The 23,009-nt window shown below is 51.9% G+C and carries 15 protein-coding genes; 5 read left to right on the top strand and 10 right to left on the bottom strand.

Annotation, left to right across the window (positions count from 1 at the left end; translation table 11 throughout):
• The 5 genes from GJJ30_RS23140 to fdhA all read right to left on the bottom strand — a co-directional run.
• Positions 1-1,284 (bottom strand): ABC transporter permease (locus GJJ30_RS23140; protein WP_205880604.1); only part of this gene is annotated, 1,284 nt, incomplete at its 3' end.
• 77 nt (positions 1,285-1,361) lie between these two features.
• A complete protein-coding gene (locus GJJ30_RS23135; protein WP_205880603.1) occupies positions 1,362-3,812 on the bottom strand; it encodes an ABC transporter permease in 2,451 nt (816 codons plus the stop codon).
• 32 nt (positions 3,813-3,844) lie between these two features.
• A complete protein-coding gene (locus GJJ30_RS23130) occupies positions 3,845-6,271 on the bottom strand; it encodes an ABC transporter permease (RefSeq protein WP_154177571.1) in 2,427 nt (808 codons plus the stop codon).
• A gap of 83 nt (positions 6,272-6,354) precedes the next feature.
• A complete protein-coding gene (locus GJJ30_RS23125) occupies positions 6,355-8,730 on the bottom strand; it encodes an ABC transporter permease (protein ID WP_154177570.1) in 2,376 nt (791 codons plus the stop codon).
• A gap of 188 nt (positions 8,731-8,918) precedes the next feature.
• Entirely contained in the window at positions 8,919-10,109 is a 1,191-nt protein-coding gene (fdhA, locus tag GJJ30_RS23120; protein ID WP_154177569.1) for a formaldehyde dehydrogenase, glutathione-independent, read from the bottom strand.
• 222 nt (positions 10,110-10,331) lie between these two features.
• Here fdhA and GJJ30_RS23115 point away from each other — a divergent pair, with 222 nt between their 5' ends.
• The gene (locus tag GJJ30_RS23115) at positions 10,332-10,985 is read left to right on the top strand and encodes a transposase (RefSeq protein WP_154177568.1); all 654 of its coding nucleotides are present in this window, start codon (positions 10,332-10,334) and stop codon (positions 10,983-10,985) included.
• A gap of 7 nt (positions 10,986-10,992) precedes the next feature.
• On the opposite strand, the gene GJJ30_RS23110 is transcribed toward GJJ30_RS23115, so the two are convergent.
• The gene (locus GJJ30_RS23110) at positions 10,993-13,452 is read right to left on the bottom strand and encodes an ABC transporter permease (RefSeq protein WP_154177567.1); all 2,460 of its coding nucleotides are present in this window, start codon (positions 13,450-13,452) and stop codon (positions 10,993-10,995) included.
• A gap of 65 nt (positions 13,453-13,517) precedes the next feature.
• Positions 13,518-15,893 carry an ABC transporter permease gene (locus tag GJJ30_RS23105; protein ID WP_154177566.1) on the bottom strand — a complete coding sequence of 792 codons (2,376 nt, stop codon included), beginning with the start codon at positions 15,891-15,893 and terminating at the stop codon, positions 13,518-13,520.
• Positions 15,894-15,934: 41 nt separating this feature from the next.
• Between GJJ30_RS23105 and GJJ30_RS23100 the strand changes: the two genes are divergently transcribed.
• On the top strand, positions 15,935-16,132 hold the full coding sequence (locus tag GJJ30_RS23100) for a DUF8507 family protein (protein ID WP_154177565.1): 198 nt from the start codon (positions 15,935-15,937) through the stop codon (positions 16,130-16,132).
• An 82-nt stretch (positions 16,133-16,214) separates the two neighbouring features.
• Positions 16,215-16,532, top strand: a complete 318-nt coding sequence (locus tag GJJ30_RS23095) for a PIN domain-containing protein (RefSeq protein WP_154177564.1) — start codon at positions 16,215-16,217, stop codon at positions 16,530-16,532.
• A 29-nt stretch (positions 16,533-16,561) separates the two neighbouring features.
• On the opposite strand, the gene GJJ30_RS23090 is transcribed toward GJJ30_RS23095, so the two are convergent.
• Positions 16,562-17,119, bottom strand: a complete 558-nt coding sequence (locus tag GJJ30_RS23090) for a hypothetical protein (protein ID WP_154177563.1) — start codon at positions 17,117-17,119, stop codon at positions 16,562-16,564.
• A gap of 11 nt (positions 17,120-17,130) precedes the next feature.
• On the bottom strand, positions 17,131-19,539 hold the full coding sequence (locus GJJ30_RS23085) for an ABC transporter permease (protein ID WP_154177562.1): 2,409 nt from the start codon (positions 19,537-19,539) through the stop codon (positions 17,131-17,133).
• Positions 19,540-19,583: 44 nt separating this feature from the next.
• On the opposite strand from GJJ30_RS23085, the gene GJJ30_RS23080 reads away from it, so the two are divergent.
• Entirely contained in the window at positions 19,584-20,030 is a 447-nt protein-coding gene (locus GJJ30_RS23080) for a PDDEXK family nuclease (RefSeq protein WP_154177561.1), read from the top strand.
• A 27-nt stretch (positions 20,031-20,057) separates the two neighbouring features.
• Here GJJ30_RS23080 and GJJ30_RS23075 read toward each other — a convergent pair whose 3' ends face one another.
• The gene (locus GJJ30_RS23075) at positions 20,058-22,475 is read right to left on the bottom strand and encodes an ABC transporter permease (RefSeq protein ID WP_154177560.1); all 2,418 of its coding nucleotides are present in this window, start codon (positions 22,473-22,475) and stop codon (positions 20,058-20,060) included.
• A gap of 49 nt (positions 22,476-22,524) precedes the next feature.
• Here GJJ30_RS23075 and GJJ30_RS23070 point away from each other — a divergent pair, with 49 nt between their 5' ends.
• A complete protein-coding gene (locus tag GJJ30_RS23070) occupies positions 22,525-22,974 on the top strand; it encodes a hypothetical protein (RefSeq protein WP_154177559.1) in 450 nt (149 codons plus the stop codon).
• Positions 22,975-23,009: the final 35 nt, after the last annotated feature.

The raw sequence follows: 23,009 nt of genomic DNA, 5'->3' as shown, positions 1-23,009 counted from the left end.
TAACAAAAACAAAGTCTGCCGAAGTCCCAAAACGCGGGCGGTTTGCGCAAACCGCCCTTTCAAAACCGCAACGGGCTGGTAGTCGGACAGTACAAAGGCAGGGTATAAACTGGACAGCATCGTTCCCGTAAAAAAGACCACAAGCCCCATACGCCGGAGCTGGCTATCAAAGAGTTGTGCAAAGAGGAGCGATTTTCCGGTTAGTGAATTAAACGACGGCAACAACGCCAGCACAAGCCCGACCGCGACGCATAAAGCCACCAGATTCAGGAGCAGCGACTCGAAAACAAACTGTCGGATCAGTCCGGCGCGCATCGCTCCAACCACCTTGCGGATGCCCACTTCCTTCGCCCGGTCGAGCGCGCGAGAGGTCGAAAGGTTGATGTAATTGATCCAGGCAATCACCAGAATGGCGAACGCCACCCATACCAGAAACTGCACAGTTCGACCATCGCCGTTCACTTCGGCCTCCTGATTCAGGTGCGATTCGAGGTGAATGTCACGCAGCGGTTGCAGCAGCAAAACGTTCTTTTTGCCCGACCGCCGGTACCAGTCGCCGTTGTACTTCATCAGCATGGCGGGCAGCTTAGCCTCCAGTTGCTGCGGATCAGTCGCAGGCCGGAGTTTGACGTAGGAGAAGAAATCGTACCAACCCCAGCTCGTCTGCGCTTCCGGGTCCGGGAGGTACGAAAACAGTAGATCGATTTCGAGGTGAGAGTTTTTGGGGTAATCTTTAAAAACGCCCGTTACCAGGTACGAGGTCGTGTCGAGCTTGACGGTTTTGTTCAGGGGGTCGGTGGCTCCGAAATATTTCCGGGCCGTTGATTCCGACAGCACCACTTTTTTGGTGCCAACCAGGGCGGTTTTCGGATCACCTTTCAGCAAGCCAATCTTGAAAAACGATAGGGCGTTGGAGTCGGCATAGAAGAAATTGGTTTCCCGAAAATGCCGGTCGCCGAAGCTCACAACGCCGTTGTCGGCGTCGTAAAGCCGGGTAAAATCCTCCACTTCGGGATAATCCTTTTTCATCGTCGGCACAATGGCCGGATACGAAGTGGCTGATCGCCAGGCCAGTTTGCCCTGATCCTGGTAGGCATCGAGTTCAATCCGGTAAATCCGGTCGGCGTCGGTATGGAAGTTGTCGTAGCTTTTTTCGAACGTCACATAGAGTCCGATGACCATGCAGGCCGCCATCCCGACGGACAGCCCCAGCAGGTTGATGAGCGAGAAGAACCGCTGATTGCGGAAGTTTCGCCAGGCGATTTTGAGGTAACTTTTAAGCATAGCTTAATAATGAACAATTAACAATGAATAGAGTGAATGCTGACTTTCATTGTTAATTGTTCATTGTTAATTAGTTATTACTCCGAACGCAGTGAGGTAACCGGATTCATCAACGCGGCTTTGATGCTTTGGAAACTGACCGTGATCAGCGTGACCAAAACCGCCAGAATGCCCGCGAGGGCAAACATCCACCATGAAATGTCAATTTTATAGGCAAACTCGGCCAGCCATTTGTTCATGGCCCACCAGGCGATTGGCGAGGCAATGACGAGTGAAATCACGACCAGCATGATGAAATCGCGCGACACCAGTCCGACAATGCTGCTGACCGTAGCGCCCAGCACTTTCCGAATCCCGATTTCCTTCGTTTTCTGCTGCGTGACGAGCGACACCAAACCGTATAAACCCAGGCACGAAATCAAAACCGCCAGCCCGGCAAAGTAACCGATGAGCTTGCTCAGCCGCTGTTCGTTCTCGTACAACTGCGCCAGGCTATCGTCCAGAAACTGCGACGCAAAGCCCTTTTCCGGGAAATACTGATCCCATTCTTTCTGAATGAATTTCAGCGTTTCCGCCCGGTCCTGCGACTGGATTTTGATCGAGAAAAGCCGCAACAGCGGTTGGTCGATGGTCATCAGCATGCCTTCGATGGGTTGCTGAAGTGACTGATTATGAAAGTCTTTCAGCACGCCGATGATCTTGCCTTCTTTGCCTTCCAGATTGACCGACTTGCCAACGGCCGCGGCCGCCGACTTCCAGCCCAACTGCTTCACCCCGGTTTCGTTGATCAGAAAAGCTGAGGATTTATCGGTCGGAAAGGCCTCGGAGAAATCCCGGCCCGCAACGAATTTCAGTCCGTAGGTCTGGGCAAAATTGTGATCGACGCCCATCGTTCCCATAAAAATATTCTCGTCCGGCGCGTGGCCTTCCGCAATCACATTCCGCCGAACCGAACCCGCACCCATCTGTTGCGTCGACAGCGTCACCTGCCTGATCCGGGGATTTTTAAGCAGAATATCCCGGAACGTCCGCAGCCGGAGGTAGCTACTGTCCGACCGGTTCGCAAACACGTTGGTAATTTTTTCGTTGCGCGTATTGGCCGTAATGATGAAGTCTTTTTCAAAACCCAGCGGCTGGTTTTTCAGAAAATCCAATTGCTGAAATGCGACCAGCGCCCCGATGATCAATGCAATAGAAGCCACGAACTGAGCGCCCAGCAACACCTGACGCAGCCGCCCGCCCTTCGCTTTTCCGCTGACAAAACTACCTTTCAGGGTGGCAATCGGCTGAAAACCGGACACGAAAAAAGCCGGGTAGCTGCCCGACAATAAACCGGTCAGGAGCGCAATGCCGACGAAAAGAAGCACCAGCCCGCCATCCGACAGGAAATAACCGATGGTCAGTTCTTTGCCGGTCAGGTTGTTCAGCGCCGGAATCAAACCCGCAATCAGGACGAAGGAGAACGCCAATGCAATGACACTCAGCAACATCGATTCGCCCAGAAACTGCACGATCAACTGTTTCTTTTCACTGCCCAACACTTTCCGAATCCCCACTTCTTTGGCTCGTTTCAGCGAACGGGCCGTCGAGAGATTGACGAAATTGATGCAGGCAATCAGGAGCGTAATCACCGCGATGCCCAGAAAAACGTAGATGTAGGTCATACTGCCCGGCGCTTCCGGCGCGCCCTGCGACTGCGAGCGCAGGTGAAAATTCGTCATCGGTTCGAGCGCGTACACGATGTCTTTGGCGAATTGCTTGTTGGCGTGGGTCAGCAGAAACTGCGGAAACCGGGCGTTGACCGACTCCGGCGATTTGCCGGGGCGCAGCAACACGTAGGTGTAACCGTGCGAAATGATCCAGTTTTGCGGCAGATTTTGCCGGACGGCTTCGCTTTCCGTCGCAAACATGGTTTCATAATTCGACAGCAAGTCAATGTGAATGTGGGAGTTAGCCGGAAATTTTTCCACCACTCCCGTTACCCGCAGCGGATGCTGGCCTTCGTAGCGCAGCGTTTTGCCGAGCGGACTGGTTTTGCCGAAGTATTTGGCGGCAATTTCGTCGGTGATCACCACGGTAAATTTGTCCTTCAGGGCCGTCCGCGGATCGCCCTGCAGAAAATGGAAGGAGAAAATGTCGAGGATGGTTGAATCGCCGAAGAAAAACCGCTCCTCATCGAACTTGACGGGCTGCGCCTGCTTGTTGTCCATCAGCTCGATGGTGGCACTGCTCGGGAAAAGCCGGGCGGCTTTTTCGATTTCCGAAAAATTGGTGGTCAGCAAAGGTGCGGCCGGAGGAGCCGTACGCGCCAGCGGCTGCTCCAGACCTGCAAACCGGGGCAGGTACGAAACGCGGTAAATCCGATCGAATTTTTGCTGAAACGTGTCGTAGCTGAGTTCGTGCCGGACAAACAGCAGAATCAGGAAACAACACGTCAGGCCGACGGTCAGACCGACAATGTTGATGAGCGAAAACGTCTTCTGCCTTACCAAATTCCGCCAGGCGATTTTCAGGTAATTCTTAATCATAATCATCTCATAGGGTAAGTTTGGAACTGGCATTACTCACTGCGTAAACTCTTCACCGGATTCATCAGCGACGCTTTGATGGACTGGAACGAAACCGTCAGCAGGGCGATCCCGACGGCCAGGAAAGCCGCCAGCACGTACACCCACCAGGCGATTTCGATGCGGTACGCAAAATCTTCGAGCCAGAGGTTCATCGTCCAACCCGCAATCGGAAAGGCGATCAGTACGGAAATGAGCACCAGTTTCAGGAAGTCTTTGGAAAGCAGCACCACAATGCTGGACGAGGTCGCGCCCATCACCTTCCGAACGCCGATTTCCTTCGTCCGCTGCTCAGCGGTGAACGTGACCAGTCCAAACAAACCGAGGCAGGCAATGACGATCGAGATTCCGGCGAAAACTGTAAAGAGCTGACCGGTTTTCTGTTCGGCTTCGTACAAAGCCGCAAACCGATCGTCCAGAAACGTGTACGTGAACGGTGCTGAGGGATTAAAAGCTTCCCATTTTTGTCTGAAAGCGGCCACCGCACCCGACACATCACCGGTTTTTACTTTCACCTGAATCGCCCCGGAATTGTTGCCCAACAGCAGCATCAAGGGTGCAATTTTCTGCCGGGCGGAGGCAAAATGGAAATCCTTGACCACGCCGATCACCGTAAACTCGCGACGGCCGGAGCGGACAATCGTTTTGCCAATCGGGTTGCTCCGCCCCCAGCCCAGTTCCCGGACAACGGCGTCGTTGATAATTACCGCTGCGGAATCCGTCGAAAACGCTCTTGAGAAATTCCGGCCCTGCCGTAGGTGGATGCCAAGCGTGGGCAAATACTGATCGTCGACGCGGAAAATAGCGGTTTGTATCGAAGCCGTACTGCCTTTTTTTCCGGGGTCTTTCCCGAAAATTTCCGTGCCTTCCATGCCTTCATTGCCGAGCGGAATGCTTTTCGAAAGTGTCGCCTGAACAACGCGACTATCCTGCCGCAGTTGATCTTTAAAAACCGCTTCGTTCGGCCCCAGCGTGTACGTGTCGTGAATCACCAGCACCTGTTCTTTGTCAAATCCCTGCGTTTTATTCTGCATGAATTTCAATTGCTGGTACGATACCAGCGTGGCAATGATCAGGGCGCCGGAAATGGCAAATTGAAAAACCACCAGGCCGCTGCGTAAACCGCCCCGGCCGGATGCCTGAAGCACCGAACCGCCTTTCAAAACCGTCGTAATTTTTGAGAAAGCGAGGAAGAAAGCCGGATAGATGCCCGCCAGAATACCGACAAGGATTCCGAATACCAGAAAACCGCCGACGGTTTTTAGATTGAAAAGGGTTTGCAGGTCGATCTGCTTGCCCGCCAGCTCATTAAAATACGGAAGGAGAATTGCGACAAAACCGATCGAAAGCACCAGCGACAGGAACGTAATGACGACCGATTCGGTCAGAAACTGCACCATCAACTGCCCTTTGATCGACCCCATGACTTTCCGGATGCCGATTTCTTTCGAGCGTTTGGCCGCGCCCGCCGTTGAGAGGTTCGTGAAATTGACGATGGCCAGCAACAGAATGAAAAAAGCCAGCACGCTGAAAATGTAAACGTAGCTGATGTTACCGTTGGCTTCCAGCTCGTATTTCGTGGCCGAATGCAAATGAATATCCGTCAGCGGCTGCAGCGTAAATTTAAATGTGTCGACCGATTTCTGTGCTTCGGCCAGGCTGATGCCCATGTCGCGCTGAATTTCCGGGACGACGTGTTCGGCCACCAGTTGCGGAAATTTCGCTTCCAGTTTCTGCGGATCGGTGCCTTTTTTCAACACCAGATACGTAAACGTGCCGACATTGCTCCAGTTCGGAATCCGGGTGAATTTAAAATCGGTCGTGCTCAGAAACAGGTTGAAATGGAAATGGCTGTTCGCCGGAATGCCGGCAATGACGCCGGTAACCTTGCGCGTCGTTTCGCCGTTCCCGAAGAGCAGCGTTTGGCCCAGCGCGGGTTTATCGCCGAAAAACCGGCTGGCCAGTTCCTTCGTCAGAACAACGGAACCTGGTTCTTTCAAAGCGGTTTTGGCATCTCCTTCCAGAAACGGAATGGAGAAAATGTTCATAAAATTCGGATCGACCACCGCAACCGATTTTTCCTTGAGCTGCTTTTCGCCGAAGCGAACAAACTCCTGTTGCCATCTCAGCAGGCGCGTGGAAGCTTCCACTTCCGGAAAAGCATCCTGAATGCCCTGCCCAACGGCCACGTCGACATTCGGGAAATTGGTACCGTTGCCGTTTCCGATCAGGCCCAGTCCGACGCGGTATATCTGCCCGGCCTGGGCCGGATACCGGTCGTAACTCAGTTCATCCAACACGAAGGCGGCAATGAGGATGCAGCAGGTCAATCCGACCGACAACCCAACCATGTTGATGGCGGAGAACACCTTGTTCTTCATCAAATTCCGCCAGGCGATTTTGAAATAGTTTTGTAGCATATTTATTCAATGAATATTGAACAATTAATAATGAACAGGACATGCTGGCCTCATTCATTATTAATTGTTCATTGTTAATTATTTTACTCCGAACGAAGCGACTTCACTGGATTTGTTAAAGCGGCTTTGATCGCTTGAAAACTGACTGTTAGGAGGGTTATGATGGCGGCTCCTAAACCGGATACGGCAAAAATCCACCAGGAAATATCGGTGCGGTACTCATATTGCTTTAGCCAGTCGCTCAGGAAATACCAGGCAATCGGGGCAGAAATGACGAAGGAAATGATGACCAGCCGGACGAAGTCTTTGGACAGCAGCCCCCACAAACTGAACACCGACGCGCCGAGCACTTTCCGGACGCCGATTTCCTTGATGCGCTGTTCGGCAATGAACGAGGCTAAACCAAACAAACCGAGGCAACTGATAAAAATGGCCAGCGTGGCAAAGATCCGGGCGAGCTTACCAACGCGTTCTTCAGTGCGAAATTTGGAGTCGTATTCAACGTCGGCAAACAGAAAATCGAACGGGCTGTCGGGGTCAAATCGTTTAAAAACCGCTTCTACTTTTTTGACGGCATCATCGACCGGTTTATTCGGCATCAACTTGATATTAAAAACGCTGGCCCAATCGTAGTTGATCATAAAAATGGTGGGTTTGATGGGCGTATACGGCGACTCCATCACCATGTCCTTCACGACGCCCACAACCCGGCATTCCTTCTTATTGTAGCGAATAATTTTGCCGACAATATTCTTCAAACCGGTCAGTTTCACGGCGGCTTCGTTCAGAATAAAAGCGGTGGAGTCCGTCGTATAGTCCCGGGAGAAATCGCGTCCTTCCTTGATCTGCCAGCCGATGGTTTTCCCGAAATCGTGGCTGGTAGCCACCACGCCGAACAACGGAATCGACTGAGGATCTTTGCCTTCCCATTCAAAACCGATCTGGTTGGAGCCGATGTAAGTAGTCGGACTAGACGATTCACTCATTTCATAAACCGCACCCGATTTCAGCAGATCATCCCGCAGCGCGTTGTATTTGCCGTACATCGTGCTGCTGATGTACACCTGGAGCAATCCCTCGCGGTTATAGCCCACCGGGCGGTTTTTGGCGTGCTGGATCTGCCGGAAAACGATAATGGTGCCAATGATCAGCGTGATGGAAACCGTAAATTGAGTGACGACCAGCACTTTACGCGGAACCGTTGCCCAGCGTCCCACTTTAAACGTTCCTTTCAATACCTTCAGCGGATTGAAAGAAGATAAATAAAACGCCGGATAACTACCTGACAGAAAACCGGTTATCAGCGAAAAAGAAAGAATCATGCCCCAGAAAGCCGGGTATTGGTACGGAAATTTAACTTCCTTCCCGGCGAGTTCGTTAAAGGCGGATAAGCAGAGAAGAACCAGTAAAACCGCCAGAAACAGCGCGAAGAAAACCACCAGCATCGACTCGCTCAGGAACTGGCTGATCAACTGCCGCCGTTGCGACCCAACGGCTTTGCGAATGCCGACTTCCTTGGCGCGTTTTTCGGAACGGGCCGTGCTCAGATTCATGAAGTTGATACACGCCAGCAACAACACAAACACGCCGATGATGCTGAAGAGCCAGACGAACTGGATGCCGCCACCGATGTTTTTCCCGTCTTTGAAGTCGGAATACAAATGCCAGCGGCTCATCGGATGCAGGAAATATTCGGGATTTTCGCTGGCTGAGGTGTGCTTTTTCTCGACATTCTGGATCTTGGCCGACACCCCTTCCATTGTTGCGTGCTCGACAATCTGGGCAAAAGCCTGAAACGAGTGGTTGCTCCACTGCTGTTGGGATTCTTTCACCCAGCCCTGGTCGGCGAGGTAATCGTTCCAGGACAGGTAAAACTTCGTCGAATAGAAATCCGAATTGAAGGGTAAATCTTCGAAAACGCCCGTTACCTTGACGTTCGTTTTGCCGTCGATTTTAACGACTTTATTCAGCGGATCGGCCGTTCCGAACAAGGCTTTGGCCAGTGATTCGCAGAGAACAATGGCACGCGGTTCTTTCAGGGCCGTAGTCGAATTGCCCCGGAGCATGTGCAGCGAGAGCATATCCGGAAAAACCGGTTCCACGTACATGCCCTCCTTGTTGATTTTCTTGTCGCCAACGACCAGCAAATGGCCGTAATTCCACGATGCCAGCGATGCGTATTTAAAATTGGAAGCGTATTTGGTCTTGATTTCAGTGGCCGACGGAATCGAAACCGCCCGACTGCTGCCCGTCGTTCCGTTGAACGTCTGGTTGATGTACAACTGCGCCAGCCGGTCGTAATTCCTGTGGAATTTATTGAAGGATAGCTCATCGTAAATCCACAATCCGATCATCATGGCAACGGCCATTCCAACCGCCAAACCGAGGATATTGATCAGCGAAAAAACCTTATTTTTGGCCAGGTTTCGGAAGGCGATTTTGAAGTAATTACGCAGCATAAACGGCCGGAATTAAGATAAAGAGACACGTATCTTTTTAGCCCGCCCAAACGACATACCAGATTTTTAACTTACTGATAATCAATTTTATATGCAGAGAAAATAAAATAAAATGTCCGTAAACGGACGCGCTGCGTACATTTACGGACATTCGGTATAACCGGTATTTTTCAGACCGGTTTGTCTCCTCAATTCGGAATCATTCCGTGCGGATCGATCACGAATTTCTTGGCGGCTCCTTTATCAAAATCCTGGTAACCCTGTGGCGCTTTCGCCAGACTGATCACTTCGACATTCACGGCTTTCGCAATTTGGATTTTGTCGTATAAAATGGCGTTCATCAACTGCCGGTGGTATTTCATCACCGGACATTGTCCCGTGTAGAAGGAGTGTGATTTGGCCCAGCCCAAACCGATCCGGATGCTGAGGCTTCCTTCTTTGGCGGCAGCGTCGGAAGCTCCCGGATCGCCCGTTACGTACAGGCCCGGAATGCCCAGTGCGCCCCCCGCTCTCGTGACGCTCATGATGGCGTTCAAAACCGTTGCCGGCCGTTCAACACCGGCGTCTGAACCGTGTCCACGCGCTTCAAAACCGACGCAATCGACGGCGCAATCCACTTCCGGCACGCCCACAATCGCGGCAATCTGTTCGGCCAATGGCGTGTCTTTCCGCAGGTCAACAATCTCGCAACCAAAGCTTTTGGCCTGTTCGAGTCGTTCGGGAATCATGTCACCGACAATGACGACGGCAGCACCCAATAAATGACATGAAGCCGCACAAGCCAGTCCAACAGGACCCGCACCCGCCACGTACACTATGGAACCGGGACCGACGCCCGCCGAAACCGCTCCGTGGTACCCCGTCGGGAAAATATCGGACAGCAACGTCAAATCACGGATCTTCGCCATCGCCTGATCTTTATCCGGGAATTTCAGCAGGTTGAAATCGGCATACGGCACCAGCACGTATTCGGCCTGGCCACCGACCCACCCCCCCATATCGACGTAGCCATAGGCTGCACCGGGCCGGGAAGGATTGACGTTCAGGCAAATACCGGTTTGCCCGGCTTTGCAGTTCCGGCAGCGGCCGCAGGCAATGTTAAAGGGTACCGACACGAGATCACCCACTTTGATGAATTCCACATCGCGCCCGGCTTCAATGACCAGGCCGGTTATTTCGTGGCCCAGCACCAAGCCTGCCGGGGCGGTGGTCCGGCCCCGCACCATGTGCTGATCACTGCCGCAGATGTTGGTTGAAACAATTTGCAGAATGACGCCGTGCTCGCATTTGCGGTCGCCGAGCGCCAGTTTGGGGTATTCAATGGACTGTACTTCCACCACACCGGGTTTGATGTACGCAACACCGTGGTTCTGACACATACGGTTTTCAGGTTTAGGATTATTGAAATAAACAAAAACCCTATTTACACGATAATGCCAATAAATACTACAATTGTGCAAATTTATTATGGAACCGCCCCGTAGAGACGCGATTAATCGCGTCTCCCACCCTACCTGATACAAATCCATCTCGAGTAGCGGAACGATCATTTAATTCATCACAAATAGACGCGATTAATCGCGTCTCTACGTTCGTTGATTATGAATAACTTGTACAAACATAAATATCGGATTCCTTCGGCACGGTTGCAGTCGTGGGATTATGGAACTAATGGGGCTTATTTCATAACAATCTGCACACACGAAAAGCACCATGCATTTGGTGAAATTCGGGCGGGTGAAATGCACCTGAATGCGGCCGGAAGAATAGCGGCCGAAATCTGGCAGTTGCTTCCAATCCAATTTCCCTACGTTCTTCTGGATGCATTTGTGATTATGCCCAATCATATGCACGGACTGTTGTACATTGATAAACCCCCGATTGTCACGGGTAGAGACGCGATTAATCGCGTCTCTACGGCGGGAAATGCGGAACCGGGGAATGATCCCGGCGGAATAGCAGGCAGCAAAAATCCCATGTTAAACGATAATCTGTCCCGAATTATCCGCTGGTATAAAGGACGGACTACATTTGAAATTCGGAAATTCGATGCAGGTGCGGTTAATCGGGGTGGAAACGCGGAAAACCAGGGTAGAGACGCGATTAATCGCGTCTCTACGGCGGATATGGACCATTTCGCATGGCAGGCCCGCTTCCATGATCACATCGTCCGAACGAATGACGCTTTTCTGCGGATTCAGGCTTATATTCTCAACAATCCACGGCGGTGGAGTGAAGACCGGTTTTATAGCTGAAACGGCGTTATTCACTCCGCAAACTCTTCACCGGATTCATCAAAGCAGCCTTTACCGACTGCAACGAAACCGTGGCAAAGGCAATGACGACGGCCAGCATGGCGGCCAGCGCAAACATCCACCATTCCACGTCGATTTTATAGGCAAAATCCTGCAACCACTGGTTCATGCCGTACCAAACCAGGGGTGAAGTAACCACAATGGCAATCAGCACGAGCTTCAGGAAATCCCGGGAAAGCATGCCCACAATGCTGGACACCGACGCACCCAGCACTTTGCGGACCCCGATTTCTTTCGTGCGCTGGTTGGCGGCAAACGTAATCAGTCCGAATAAACCGAGGCAGGAAATGAAAATGGAAATGGCGGCAAAAATCCGGAATGCATCGAATACCAGTTGCTCGATCAGGTAATTTCTCGCCAACGACTCATTCAGGAACGTATAATGGTAGACGTCATCCGGAAAAACCTGCTTCCAGGTCTGTTCAACCGCGCTGAGCATTTGCCGAAAATTGGGTTCACTGCCCGAACGAGTTGCAAATTGAACGTGAATCTGATCGTAAAAACCGGTGTTCCAGCACATCAGTACGCAGGGTTCAATCGCGTTTTGCAACGACCGGTTGTGAAAATCCCTGACCACGCCCAGAATCGGAGCTTCTCCTTCGTTGATGACAACGGTTTTTCCAAGGGCGGTTTCGGGTTTCAGTCCCAGCATTTTAACCATTGTTTCGTTCACGATCAACCCGTTGAACGGTTGGCCGTTGGGAACCAGATTCGAGGTTGTAAACCAGCGCCCGCTGACGAGTTGAAGGCCGAAAAGCGACTGGTAATTTAGGTCCACGATCTTTATTTCGCCCTGCCGCTTCATCGGCTCCGGCTCCGATTTTAGCCGAAAATCCGTCCCGTAATGATTCTCGGTTAGAGGTGCTCCCGACGAAAAACTGACTTCTTTCACTGCCGGATTTGCCAGCAGGCGTTGGCGAAAAACCGCCATTTTACTTTCCTGCTGGTTTCGCGGGCTGTTAACGGTAATCACCGCGTCTTTTGCAAATCCCAATTCTTTTTGTTGGAAAAACGCCATTTGCCGCGACACCACCAGCGTGCCGACCAGCAACCCGTAAGTGATGCAGAACTGGAGAACGATCAGACTTTGCCGCAAGGTGAATTTCTTTTTCCCGCTCGTAAAACTGCCTTTCAACGCCTTGATCGGCTGGAAATTCGCCAACACAAAAGCCGGATATGAACCGGCGAGCAAAGCCACGAAAACCACCAGTCCCGCACTGAATAACCAGATGGTTCCATCGGGTTGCAGATTCAGTTCGATGAGCGAAAACGATTGGTTAATTACCCCGAGTAAAGCGGTGAAAACCGCCAGCGAGAGCCCGCCAGCCACCAGCGTCACCAACAAACTTTCGCCCATAAACTGCAGAAACAATTGCCGTTGGGAGCTGCCGATGACCTTCCGAACGCCCACTTCTTTACGCCGTTGAATGGCCTGGGCGATGCTCAGATTGATAAAGTTGAAAGCTCCGATCAGAATCAGGAAAACCGCCAGACTCGCCAGCCCGCCCAAAACCGTCCGACTGATGACGTAACTGCCAATATTATCGCCGTAGCGGGTTTCGGTATGTACATCGGCCAGCGGCTGCAGTACGTAGGTTTTCCGCCGGATGTCTTCGGCATTCATGTATTTCTTCTGCAACCTCACCAGCTTGCGCTCGAATTCCCGAGGGTCTGCGCCAACCGGCAAGATCACATGCGTTGTGCCCTGGTAGTTGCCCGACCAGTTTGTTGCCTGATACGGATTATTGGCTTTGAAAAATTGAAAATTGATCAGAATATCGAACAGCAAATTGGTATTCTGGGGCGGATTCTGAATAATTCCCGATACCACCAGCGGATCGGAGTTATTGAGCGTCAGCGTTTTGCCAATCAGTTTTTCGTAGTCATTTGTCAATCCGGCAAAATACCGCTCAGCCATTTTCTGCGTCAGCACCACGGCATTGGGTTGCCGGAACGCCGTTGCGGCATTTCCGGCCAGCCAGATGCCTTTCGGCGAAATTCCGCTGAAATCGAAGGTTTTGAGGTAATACTCATCAGCAAACAGCACCCGGTTTTCTTCAAACCGATGCACCGTACCCCGAACATCGACCGAATGAATAATGCGCTTGTCCGGCCCGGCGGTTTGGGTGACACCCGTGCCCGGAATTTCCCGGCGAATGGCCTCGGCCAGTGGATAGGCCGTCGAGGACCAATATTGCACGCCATCGGCTTTCCGGTTGTGCTCCACAATCCGGTAGGTTCGGTCGGATTGCGTGTGGAAGCTGTCGAAGCTCAGCTCATACCGAATGAACACGTAAATCACTAAACAACAGGTAATTCCCAGCGCTAACCCCAGAACGTTGATCAGGCTGTAGGTGCGGTTTTTCCACAAATTCCGCAGGGCAATTTTGAAATAGTTGCGTAGCATGGGGCAGATGGGGTTGGGCGTGGGGTTGAGCAGCGGTTTAACCTCGGCCCAATCCCCTATGCCATTTATTCACTTCGAAGCGATTTGACCGGATTTGTCAGCGCAGCTTTGATGCTTTGGAAACTGATAGTCAGGACCGCAATGGCAACGGACGAACCGCCCGCCAGCGCGAACATCCACCATTGAATCGGAACTTTGTATTCAAAATCCTGCAACCATTTATCCATCGCGTACCAGGCAATGGGCGAAGCAATCAGCATCGACAGCAGCACCAGTTTCAGGAAATCTTTGGAAAGCAGCGTAACAATACCGGTAACGGAAGCGCCCAGCACTTTCCGGATACCAATTTCTTTCGTACGCGCTTCTACCGAGAATGTAATCAGGCCGAGCAAACCCAAGCTGGCCACCAGCAACGTCAAACCGGTAAATCCGTTGAATAACCGCATCAGTTGCTGCTCTTTGGCGTAGAGTTTGTCGTACGCATCGTCGAGGAAATAATAGTCGAACGGCGCCACCGGTTTGCTGGCGTCGTAAATCGCTTTCAGTTTTTCCACGGATCGGGGCACGTCGCTCTGCGGATTCAGCCGAACCAGCAGAAAACCGCCGTTGGCTACCAGTGATTTAGTCGTATCACTGACAACACTCAGCCGCATGGGCGACACCGGTCCGCGCAGACTTCCCACATGAAAATCAGCGACCACACCGGCTGTTGGCATACCTTTAAACGGCGGAGCCTGTTGCTGCGGATTGCCTTTAATCCCGGCTTCCTTCATCACGGTCTGGTTGAAAACCGTCAGCTCGTTCGTGACCGGTTTTTGCTCCCAGCCCACGGGCGCGTAAATCCAGCGAACTCCCATCATCCTGAAAAACGATTTATCTACCGTGAGGGCATTCACCATCAACTGTTTTTTGGTTTTATCCGTATTTAGAAACCAGGTGGCAATGCCGTTGGTAAACAAGGCCGTATTGGAAACCGCCACGTTTTCAGCGCCCGCCCACTGCCGTACGGCGTCGCGCAGGGCCGGAAACTGGGGCTCCATATCCCGGTCTATTTTCATCGCTACCACCTGCGCCCGATTGATTCCCAGGTTTTTGGTGCGTAAAAACCGCATCTGCGTGTAGAGGACAATGCTGCAAATCAGCAAACCAATCGAGGTAGCAAACTGCACGGTCGTAAAAATCCGGCGAACACTCGCTCCGCTGCGCCCTGAGCTCATTGTGCCTTTCAGCACTTCCTGCGGCCGGAATCGCGACAACAGCAAAGCCGGATAACTGCCCGCCAGCAGCGAGCAACCCAGCCACAACGCCAGCAGCAGGCCCCAATACGGCCCCTGATTCAACACCCGCTCATCCATGTGCAGGTCCAGCGCCTTGTTAGCCCACGGAAAAAGCCCCTGCAAAACACCCAGCGACAGCACAAACGCCAGCGTGGTGGTCAGGAACGATTCCGCAAAAAACTGCCCGATCAGCTCACGGCGTTGTCCGCCAACGGCTTTCCGAACGCCCACCTCGCGGGCGCGTTTCGTGGCGCGGGCGGTGGTCAGGCTTACGTAATTGATGACGGCCAGGGCCAGAATCACCAGCGCAATAGTCAGCAAAATATAGAGCGACTGCCGGGCGGTTTTCGAAGCCATCCGGCTGTCGAGATGCAGCGAAGGCAGGCTTTCGAGTACGTAATTCGCCGTTATATCCACAAACTGAAGCCCGGATTTGACGGTTTGCAGTTTCTTTTCCACCAAAGCCACCTTCGCGCCCGGACGAATTACCAGATAGGTTGACAGAAAACCGGAGCCTTTGAACGCATTCCGGGCATTCGGCCCCAGCGTTGGCATGGAACTCAACGATACCAGCGCGTTGAATTGAATAATTGAATGGGTCGGCAGGTCGTCTAAAACACCCGAAACCGTCAGCGGATACTGTTTATCGTATTGCAACGTTCGGCCCACGGGGTTCTGATTTCCAAAATACTTTTCGGCCAGTGCCCGGGTCAGGACGATGCGGCCCGGTTCACTGAGGGCGGTTTTCGGATCACCGTTCAGCAACCGAAAACCCAGGACCGACAAGGTGGGCGCATCGGCAAAACCGATCTTGCTTTCCTTAAACCGGTGCATTGCGTCCGACTGCACTACCACATCTCCGAATCCTTCCGACAACCGCACGACGTCTTCCACCTCCGGAATCTGGCGTTTGGTTTCCGTGCCGAACGATTCATGCAATTGACTCATTATAAAGTCGTTGCCTCCGTATTTCGCCATTGACAGAATGCGGTAAGTCCGGTCGGCAAACGGGTGAAACCGGTCGTAATGAAACTCATGCCAGACATACAGCGCAATGAACGTGCTGACGGCTAATCCGACGGTCAAGCCGAGGATATTCAGGAAACTGAACAACTGGTTGTAGCGCAGTTGCCGCAGGGCGATTTTGAGGTAGTTTCGGAACATGACTCAGCCGATTTTAGTATATTTGTTAAAACAACACCCTCATGGAAACTCAAAAACTCAATGCTCTCCAGCTTGAATTGCTAAAAGTTTATTCATTTCAACCCAGTGAGGAAGATCTGCTTGCTATTCGCAAAATGCTTGCCCAGTACTTTTCAGACAAGCTTCTCAAAAAGGTCCAGCAATCCATTGAACATCAGAATATTTCGGAACAAGATCTCGAACGCTGGCTAAATGAATAAGCTCCGGTTTGTGCTGGATACCAACATTTTCATGGTATCCCTTGCTCCCCATTACAAATACCATTGGATTTAACTATCCGTCCTGCAAGGCAAATTCGAATTAGCCCTATCTAATGAAATTTTGTCTGAATATTACGAACAAATCGTTCGCCGTTACGGAATTAGCCGCTCCGATGCATCGCTCGACTTCTTACTTTTACTACCTGATGTTGTCCTGCTAAATCCTTCATTCCTCTGGCAATTAGTGGAAAATGATAAAGACGACAACAAGTTCGTAGACTGTTATTTAGCCAGTCAATCTGATCAGATTATCAGCAACGACAAGCATTTACATCAATTGAAAACCGTTGACTTTCCACCGGTATCTGTTCTTAATTACGACGAATTCGAGCAACGTTAAAAGGCTTTATTCGGCTTTTGACAAAATCATTAGTTCGTTGGCAAACCGATTTCGTTTTCAATGCTTTCAACAATGCGCTGGCGTTCCTTCTCCGACTTGTTGCGGGCGTTCATTGTCCGTTCGTAAATAAACTCATCGCCGTCTTTTTTAAACCGGTAGCGGATAAATAACTCGCCGGATTCAGGCTTGAATTTTACTTCTTTGGTGTAAGGTTGCTTCCCTCCCACCGCCGTCATCTGACCGTCTGGCCCCTGCGCGGTTAAAACCGGTCCGCCCGACCGCGCGGAAACGGACGTTTCCCGATCGACAGCTGGTTTGGGAGCCACCGGTGGATGGGGCGCAACCGGCGCTTTGGGCGGGGTTACTCCCAATGAATCCAGAATATGGTCGCGGAGCGCGTTACGTTCGGTTTTACTTAAACCGGTCACGTCGAAGGTTCGGTTATAGTCAATGGATTTTCCGTTCAGCGTTCCTTCGATGTAAATCTTCAGGGTATGATCGTTCGTGCTAATCACCTGACTAATATTACTTTGCGCTACGGCTGCCAGGGAAGTCAGCGCCAGAGAAGCGATTAAAAGGGTTTTCATAGCGGTTTTGTTTACTCGGTTTTCAGGGATTTTACGGGATTCATCAGGGCGGCTTTGAGACTTTGCAGACTCACTGTCACGAACGCAATGCCCACGGCCAAGAGAGCGGCTACGGCGAAAATCCACCATGCCACGTCGATGCGGTAAGCAAAATCCTGCAACCAGCGATCCATTGCCCACCACGCCAGGGGCGAAGCAATGACGATGGCGACAACCACCAGTTTCAGGAAATCTTTGGAAAGCAGCAGAATGATGTTCGGCACCGACGCACCCAGCACTTTCCGAATACCGATTTCTTTGGTACGCTGCGCGGTGGTGTAGGCCGACAAGCCAAACAAACCCAGACAGGCCAGCAGAATCGACAGAAAAGCAAAAACGCTGAAAATCTGCCCCGTACGGGTTTCGGCGGAGTAAAGCCGGTTGAATTCTTCGTCCAGAAACTCGTACTCAAACGGGCGACCTGGCACGATCGATTTCCATTTCGATTCCAGAAACAGGAGCGTATTCGACAAATCGCTTCCCGACAGTTTCACCAGCAGCGCGTGGCCGCCATCCTCCGGAAAAATCACCAGCGGACTGATTTTCTGCTTCATGGACGCAAAATGAAAATCCTCGACCACCGCGCCCACTACGCCGGGACGCTGGTTCCCCATGTCCATTTTCTGACCGACGGCTTCCTGGGGTGATTTCCAGCCCATTTCCTTCACCGCCGATTCGTTGAGAATAAAGTGGAAATGGCGCAGGCTGTCGCTGCCGGGAACGGTCGCGCGTTCGAGATCAACGGGGGTCAGATCCCGCCCGGCCACAATTCGCAGGTTCATCGTTTTGACAAAATCTTCGTCGACCGGCAGGGCCGTGACCGATTTGTACTGATCGTCCGGCGTACCCGTCCGGTGCATGCTGTAGCCGCCATTGATAAAAACCGGCGATTCATACGCCCGCGCCACCTGCCGAACATCGGCGTTCTGCTTGAATTCCGACTTCAGCGCCCGGATTTTTTCGTTCACCTGACGATCCGCGGTCAAGGTGATGACGTGATCTTTGGAATAGCCCAGTTTTTTATCCTGAATATAAGATAACTGATTGCGAACCAGCAGCGTACAGACAATCAAAAAAGCGGTAATGGCAAACTGAAACACAATCAGCGCCCGGCGAAACTGCCCCGCTCCGACACTTTTCAGATGCCCTTTCAACACCCGAACCGGCTCAAACCGGGCCAGGACCAAAGCCGGATAACCGCCCGCTATCAGGCTTACCAATAAGCCGATGCCGACCAAAGTCAGCAGATTTTGGGGCTCCAGCAGGGAATCAAAAGAAAATGTACGATCCGATAGTTCGTTGAAAAACGGCAAAGCCAGATAAACCAGCACCAGCCCCAGTCCGAGAGCTGTAAACGTAACAATCACCGACTCGCCGATAAACTGGGCAAAGAGTTGGCCCCGCAGCGCGCCCATCACCTTCCGGACGCCCACTTCCTGCGCCCGCTCCACGGCCCGCGAGGTCGCCAGATTAATGTAATTGACGCAGGCAATGACCAGAATCAGGATGGCCACCGACCCAAAAATGTAAATGTAAACCAGGTCGCCGTTGGGTTCAAAATAGCCCTGAACATCCGAGTGAAGATGCACCTTCCGCAGCGGTTCAAGTTCGTACGACAGGTAATTACCGCCCGCCATCTCCTCCTTGCTAAACTGCGTTTTCATGAAAGCGGGAATTTTGGCCTGCAACGTGGCAATCGATTCCGGTTTGCGCAGTAATAAGTACGTGGCATAATTGGCCGAAAACCACTGCTCGTCTTTCGAAGCCGAAAGCGTCGTAAAAGACGCCAGCAGATCGTATTTGATCTGGGAATTGGCCGGGCAATCCTGCACCACGCCGGTGATGGCGTATTCTTTGTCGCCCCCGCCCGCGTTGATCCGCACGGTTTTTCCAAGCGGATTTTCGTTGCCGAAATATTTTCTGGCCGACGATTCCGACAAAACGGCCAGATTAGGTCCGGCCAGGGCGGTTTTCGGATTTCCCTGTTTTAACTGAAACGAAAAAACCGTGAACAGGGCTGAATCGGCATAAACAACCCGTTTTTCGCTGAATTGCCGGTCGGCGTAGCTCACCACCGCAGAGCGGTTTTCCAGCCGAACACCGGTTTCCACCTCCGGGAACTGCCGCCCAAATTCGGGGGCTACTTTGGTTCCGGTCACGGCCACTTTGGTTACTTGCCCTTCCATGCTGTATTCCATCACCACGCGCACCGTCCGGTCGGCTTTCTGCTGGAAATCGTCGTAACTCAGCTCGTGCGAAATGTACAGGAACAGCAACAGGCAGGATGCCATTCCAATGGCCAGCCCAAACACGTTGATCCCGGAAAAAACCCTGTTTCTCAACAGATTCCGAAAGGCGATTTTGAAGTAGTTGCGAAGCATAATGTTAATACTTAATTTTGATATACACCATTTGCACAGCGATAATGAACTATTCGTTGCCCCACAGCCAACCCTCTCTCGTTCAGGAAGATATGGGTACCAATGCGCCGGTTATCCACCAGCGTATTATTGCCCAATTGACGACGGGCCTTTACCCGCAGTTTCGGTCGGGCGCTATCCCCTACGAACCACTGCCTGAAATGATGCTGGGTGAATACAGTAGCCCGACACCGGATGTTATTCTTTACGACAATGCTCTTGACCAAACCCGAATTATCATTGAAGTATGTCATACGCGTGGCGTTAAAGACGATATTCAAAAAGTTATTCGACTGATCGACGGCGAATTATACGGTATTCAGGAAGGTTTTGTGTATGATTACAAAACCCGTCACTGGTTCCGGTATCGACTCGGAGATGGCAGTCTGACCTCTGAGTCGTCGTTTTCGGACATTCTCCAACTGGATTTAAATCAGTTTCTGTATCCATAAAATACGATCCCATACGATTTAAGAAAATTATTCGGATCTCAAACTCTTTACCGGATTTGTCAAGGCGGCTTTTATGCTTTGGAACGAAACCGTCAGGAACGCGATCAGGACGGAAACCGTACCGACCAGTGCAAACACCCACCATTCGACGTCAATGCGGTAACTGAATGCCTTCAGCCAGATTTCCATCACATACCACGCAATCGGGGTTGAAATGATGAGCGCCAGCAGCACCAGTTTCAGGAAATCTTTGGAAATCAGCGCCACAATTCCGGTTACCGACGCGCCAAGCACTTTCCGAACGCCGATTTCTTTCGTCCGCCGTTCGATGGTGAACGACGCCAGCCCCCACAAACCCAAACAGCAGATGATCAAGGCAATACCGGCAAAAACGCGCAGAAGCGAAAACTGCCGCTGCTCGTCTTCGTACAACTCCTGAAGACTGTCGTCCAGAAATTTAGCTTCGAACAGACCGTCGGGGTAGATTTCCTTCCAGGCATTTTCAATGGCCGTCATGGTGGCGGCATAGTTGCTCGTCCGCAGTTTCAGCCCGACGGAATAATAAAACGTTGGAAAATTCATCATCACCATCGGTTCGATCGGCTTGTGCAGCGAACTGGTGTGAAAATCCTTCACAACGCCCACAATTTCGGCGTCGATGTCGTTATTGCCAACGCGGAGTTTACGCCCTATGGCCTGTTCGGGTTTGGCATACCCCAGCGCCTTGACGGTATTTTCGTTGACGACAAACACATACTGCCGTTTTTCTTCTGGAATGGAGCTGGCACTCGACAGCGTATCGCGGTGATTGAAAAACCGCCCGGCCATGAGCTTCAGACCGTACGTTTGCAGGTAATCGGCATCGGCTATTTTGAGTGAAATGCCGACTTTCCTCGACGGATTGGAGGGATCAGGCCGCATGTCGGTTCCGAAATTATTGGGCGAGGTCGGCGCGCCCAGGGCAAACGAAAGCCGTTCGACACCCGGAATCTGCCGCAATGCTGTCCCTAAAACCGCCATTTTCTTCGAATCCGGGATGGCAACCGTCACGATGGCTTCGCGGCTAAAGCCGAGGTCCTTCTGCCGGAAATAGTTCATTTGCCGGTAGATAACCAAAACGCCGACCGCCAGAATCAGCGAAATCGCAAACTGAAAAACCACCAGTCCCTGCCGCAGCCAGGCCCGGCCCGATGGGCCGCGACCCGTTTCCGATGCGGTTTTCAGCACGCGAATGGGCCGGAAACGCGACAGGAAAAAAGCCGGATACAAGCCCGCCAGCAAAGCCGTAAACAGGGCCAGAACCGCCAGAATCAGGCTGGTTTGAAGGCTTGGCGCCGTGATCTGCTTTTGCATAAAATCGTTGACAACCGGCAGCATTCCGTTGGTGAGCAGAAAAGACAGCAGTGCCGAAACACCGCTCAGCCAGAAGGCTTCGCTTAGAAACTGCCAGACCAACTGGCCTTGCGTGGCACCGATGACCTTCCGAACGCCCACTTCCTTGGCACGCTTCATGGCGCGGGCCGTTGAAATATTGATGAAATTAACGCAGGCAATCAGCAGTACGAACAGGCCGACGATACCAAAAACGTATAAGTAAGTGGGTGAAATGGCCGGAGCCAGGATGGTTCCTTCGTATTCAGCATTGAAGTGAATGTCGTGCAGGGGCTGGAGGACGAGCGTGCTGGTTTCGCCGTCGCGGGCGGAAAAGTATTTTTTCTCTGCCTGCCGAAGCCGGGCCGCGTACTGTTCCGGCGACTTGCCTTCGGGCAAAACCGCATACACACTCCCGCCGGAACGCAGCCCCCACTGGTCAATGCCGAACGAGAAATAGGTTTTCATCGACGAAAACGACACCAGCATCGAGACTGGAAAATTCGTCTGCACGGGGGCATCGCGCATGACACCCGCCACCTGGACCTTCAGGTCGTTATTCAACCGCAGTGTTTTGCCAACGGCCGGAGCCGATCCAAAATATTTCCGAGCGGTTTTCTGCGTCAAAATCACCTGATTGGGTTCGGCGAGAATCTTCTTCCCGTTGCCTTCCAGCATCTCGAACTCAAATAGATCGAGAAATTCGGGTTCGGCAAAAACAACGTTGTCTTCTTTCAGAACGTTCTGGGGCGACACCAGCACGGAAATGTCGCGATCGGCGTGAATTCGGGTTACTTTGGGCCAGTCGGCAAAGTCAACCCGCATGGCTGGGGCCAGCGGATACGGCGTAATGCCCGACTTCTCGACTTCCGCACCCGTCGTCCGGATGAGGTTTACGCGAAAAATCCGGTCGCCCAGCTTGAGATTCCGGTCGTAGCCCCGTTCATTCTGGATAAACAACAGAATCAACAGGCAGGTCGTCAGCCCGAGCGTCAACCCGATCAGGTGGATGCTGGTGGTGGTCGGATGCTTCAGCAGGTTCCGCCAGGCGATTTTGAAGTAGTTACGCAGCATTTTTTTTGCGTTTACGTACATTTATGTGGTCGTACAAACCAATTTCGTAATGAATTACCCAGAGCTAACTTCCAATTACTCGTTCGTCTCTGAAGACGAAATATCGGTTTATGCTCCCAAAGACCATCAGCGCGTCATCAGTAAACTTAACACCCATTTAGGGTTGCTCTTTTACGTTGAAGGCACGCTTGCCCTTGAACCTTTTCCAGAGACCATGCTCGACGAGTCCAAAGCCAGCCCGATACCGGATTTGTTACTCTATGACAATGAAACCGCCGAAAGCCCGGTTATTGTCGAGGTTTGTAATCAGGAAGGTCTGAAAAAAGACCTCAAAAAAGTCATGCAATTGATCGACGAAGACAATTACGGAATCGTCGAGGGTTTTGTCTATAATTATAAAAACCGGCAATGGCATCAGTACCGCAAAAACACCGGCTGGATCACCGATTCTCCTTCTTTTTCCCAAATCCTGCAACTGGACCTGGACTCATTTCTGTAAGATTTACCGATGCAGAGGGGTTTGGGCACGGGGTT

It is taken from the genome of Larkinella terrae, assembly GCF_009668025.1.
Lineage (GTDB): Bacteria > Bacteroidota > Bacteroidia > Cytophagales > Spirosomataceae > Larkinella > Larkinella terrae.
Note: the sequence above shows the minus strand (reverse complement) of the source record. Positions and strands in the feature narration are given on the sequence as shown.

Coding starts and splice junctions, on each gene's coding strand:
- GJJ30_RS23105 (WP_154177566.1), bottom strand. CDS start 15,893: ATGTTCCGAAACTACCTCAAAATCGCCCTGCGGCAACTGCGCTACAAC.
- GJJ30_RS23110 (WP_154177567.1), bottom strand. CDS start 13,452: ATGCTACGCAACTATTTCAAAATTGCCCTGCGGAATTTGTGGAAAAAC.
- GJJ30_RS23135 (WP_205880603.1), bottom strand. CDS start 3,812: ATGATTAAGAATTACCTGAAAATCGCCTGGCGGAATTTGGTAAGGCAG.
- GJJ30_RS23075 (WP_154177560.1), bottom strand. CDS start 22,475: ATGCTGCGTAACTACTTCAAAATCGCCTGGCGGAACCTGCTGAAGCAT.
- GJJ30_RS23085 (WP_154177562.1), bottom strand. CDS start 19,539: ATGCTTCGCAACTACTTCAAAATCGCCTTTCGGAATCTGTTGAGAAAC.
- GJJ30_RS23125 (WP_154177570.1), bottom strand. CDS start 8,730: ATGCTGCGTAATTACTTCAAAATCGCCTTCCGAAACCTGGCCAAAAAT.
- GJJ30_RS23090 (WP_154177563.1), bottom strand. CDS start 17,119: ATGAAAACCCTTTTAATCGCTTCTCTGGCGCTGACTTCCCTGGCAGCC.
- GJJ30_RS23115 (WP_154177568.1), top strand. CDS start 10,332: ATGAATAACTTGTACAAACATAAATATCGGATTCCTTCGGCACGGTTG.
- fdhA (WP_154177569.1), bottom strand. CDS start 10,109: ATGTGTCAGAACCACGGTGTTGCGTACATCAAACCCGGTGTGGTGGAA.
- GJJ30_RS23070 (WP_154177559.1), top strand. CDS start 22,525: ATGAATTACCCAGAGCTAACTTCCAATTACTCGTTCGTCTCTGAAGAC.
- GJJ30_RS23100 (WP_154177565.1), top strand. CDS start 15,935: ATGGAAACTCAAAAACTCAATGCTCTCCAGCTTGAATTGCTAAAAGTT.
- GJJ30_RS23080 (WP_154177561.1), top strand. CDS start 19,584: ATGAACTATTCGTTGCCCCACAGCCAACCCTCTCTCGTTCAGGAAGAT.
- GJJ30_RS23130 (WP_154177571.1), bottom strand. CDS start 6,271: ATGCTACAAAACTATTTCAAAATCGCCTGGCGGAATTTGATGAAGAAC.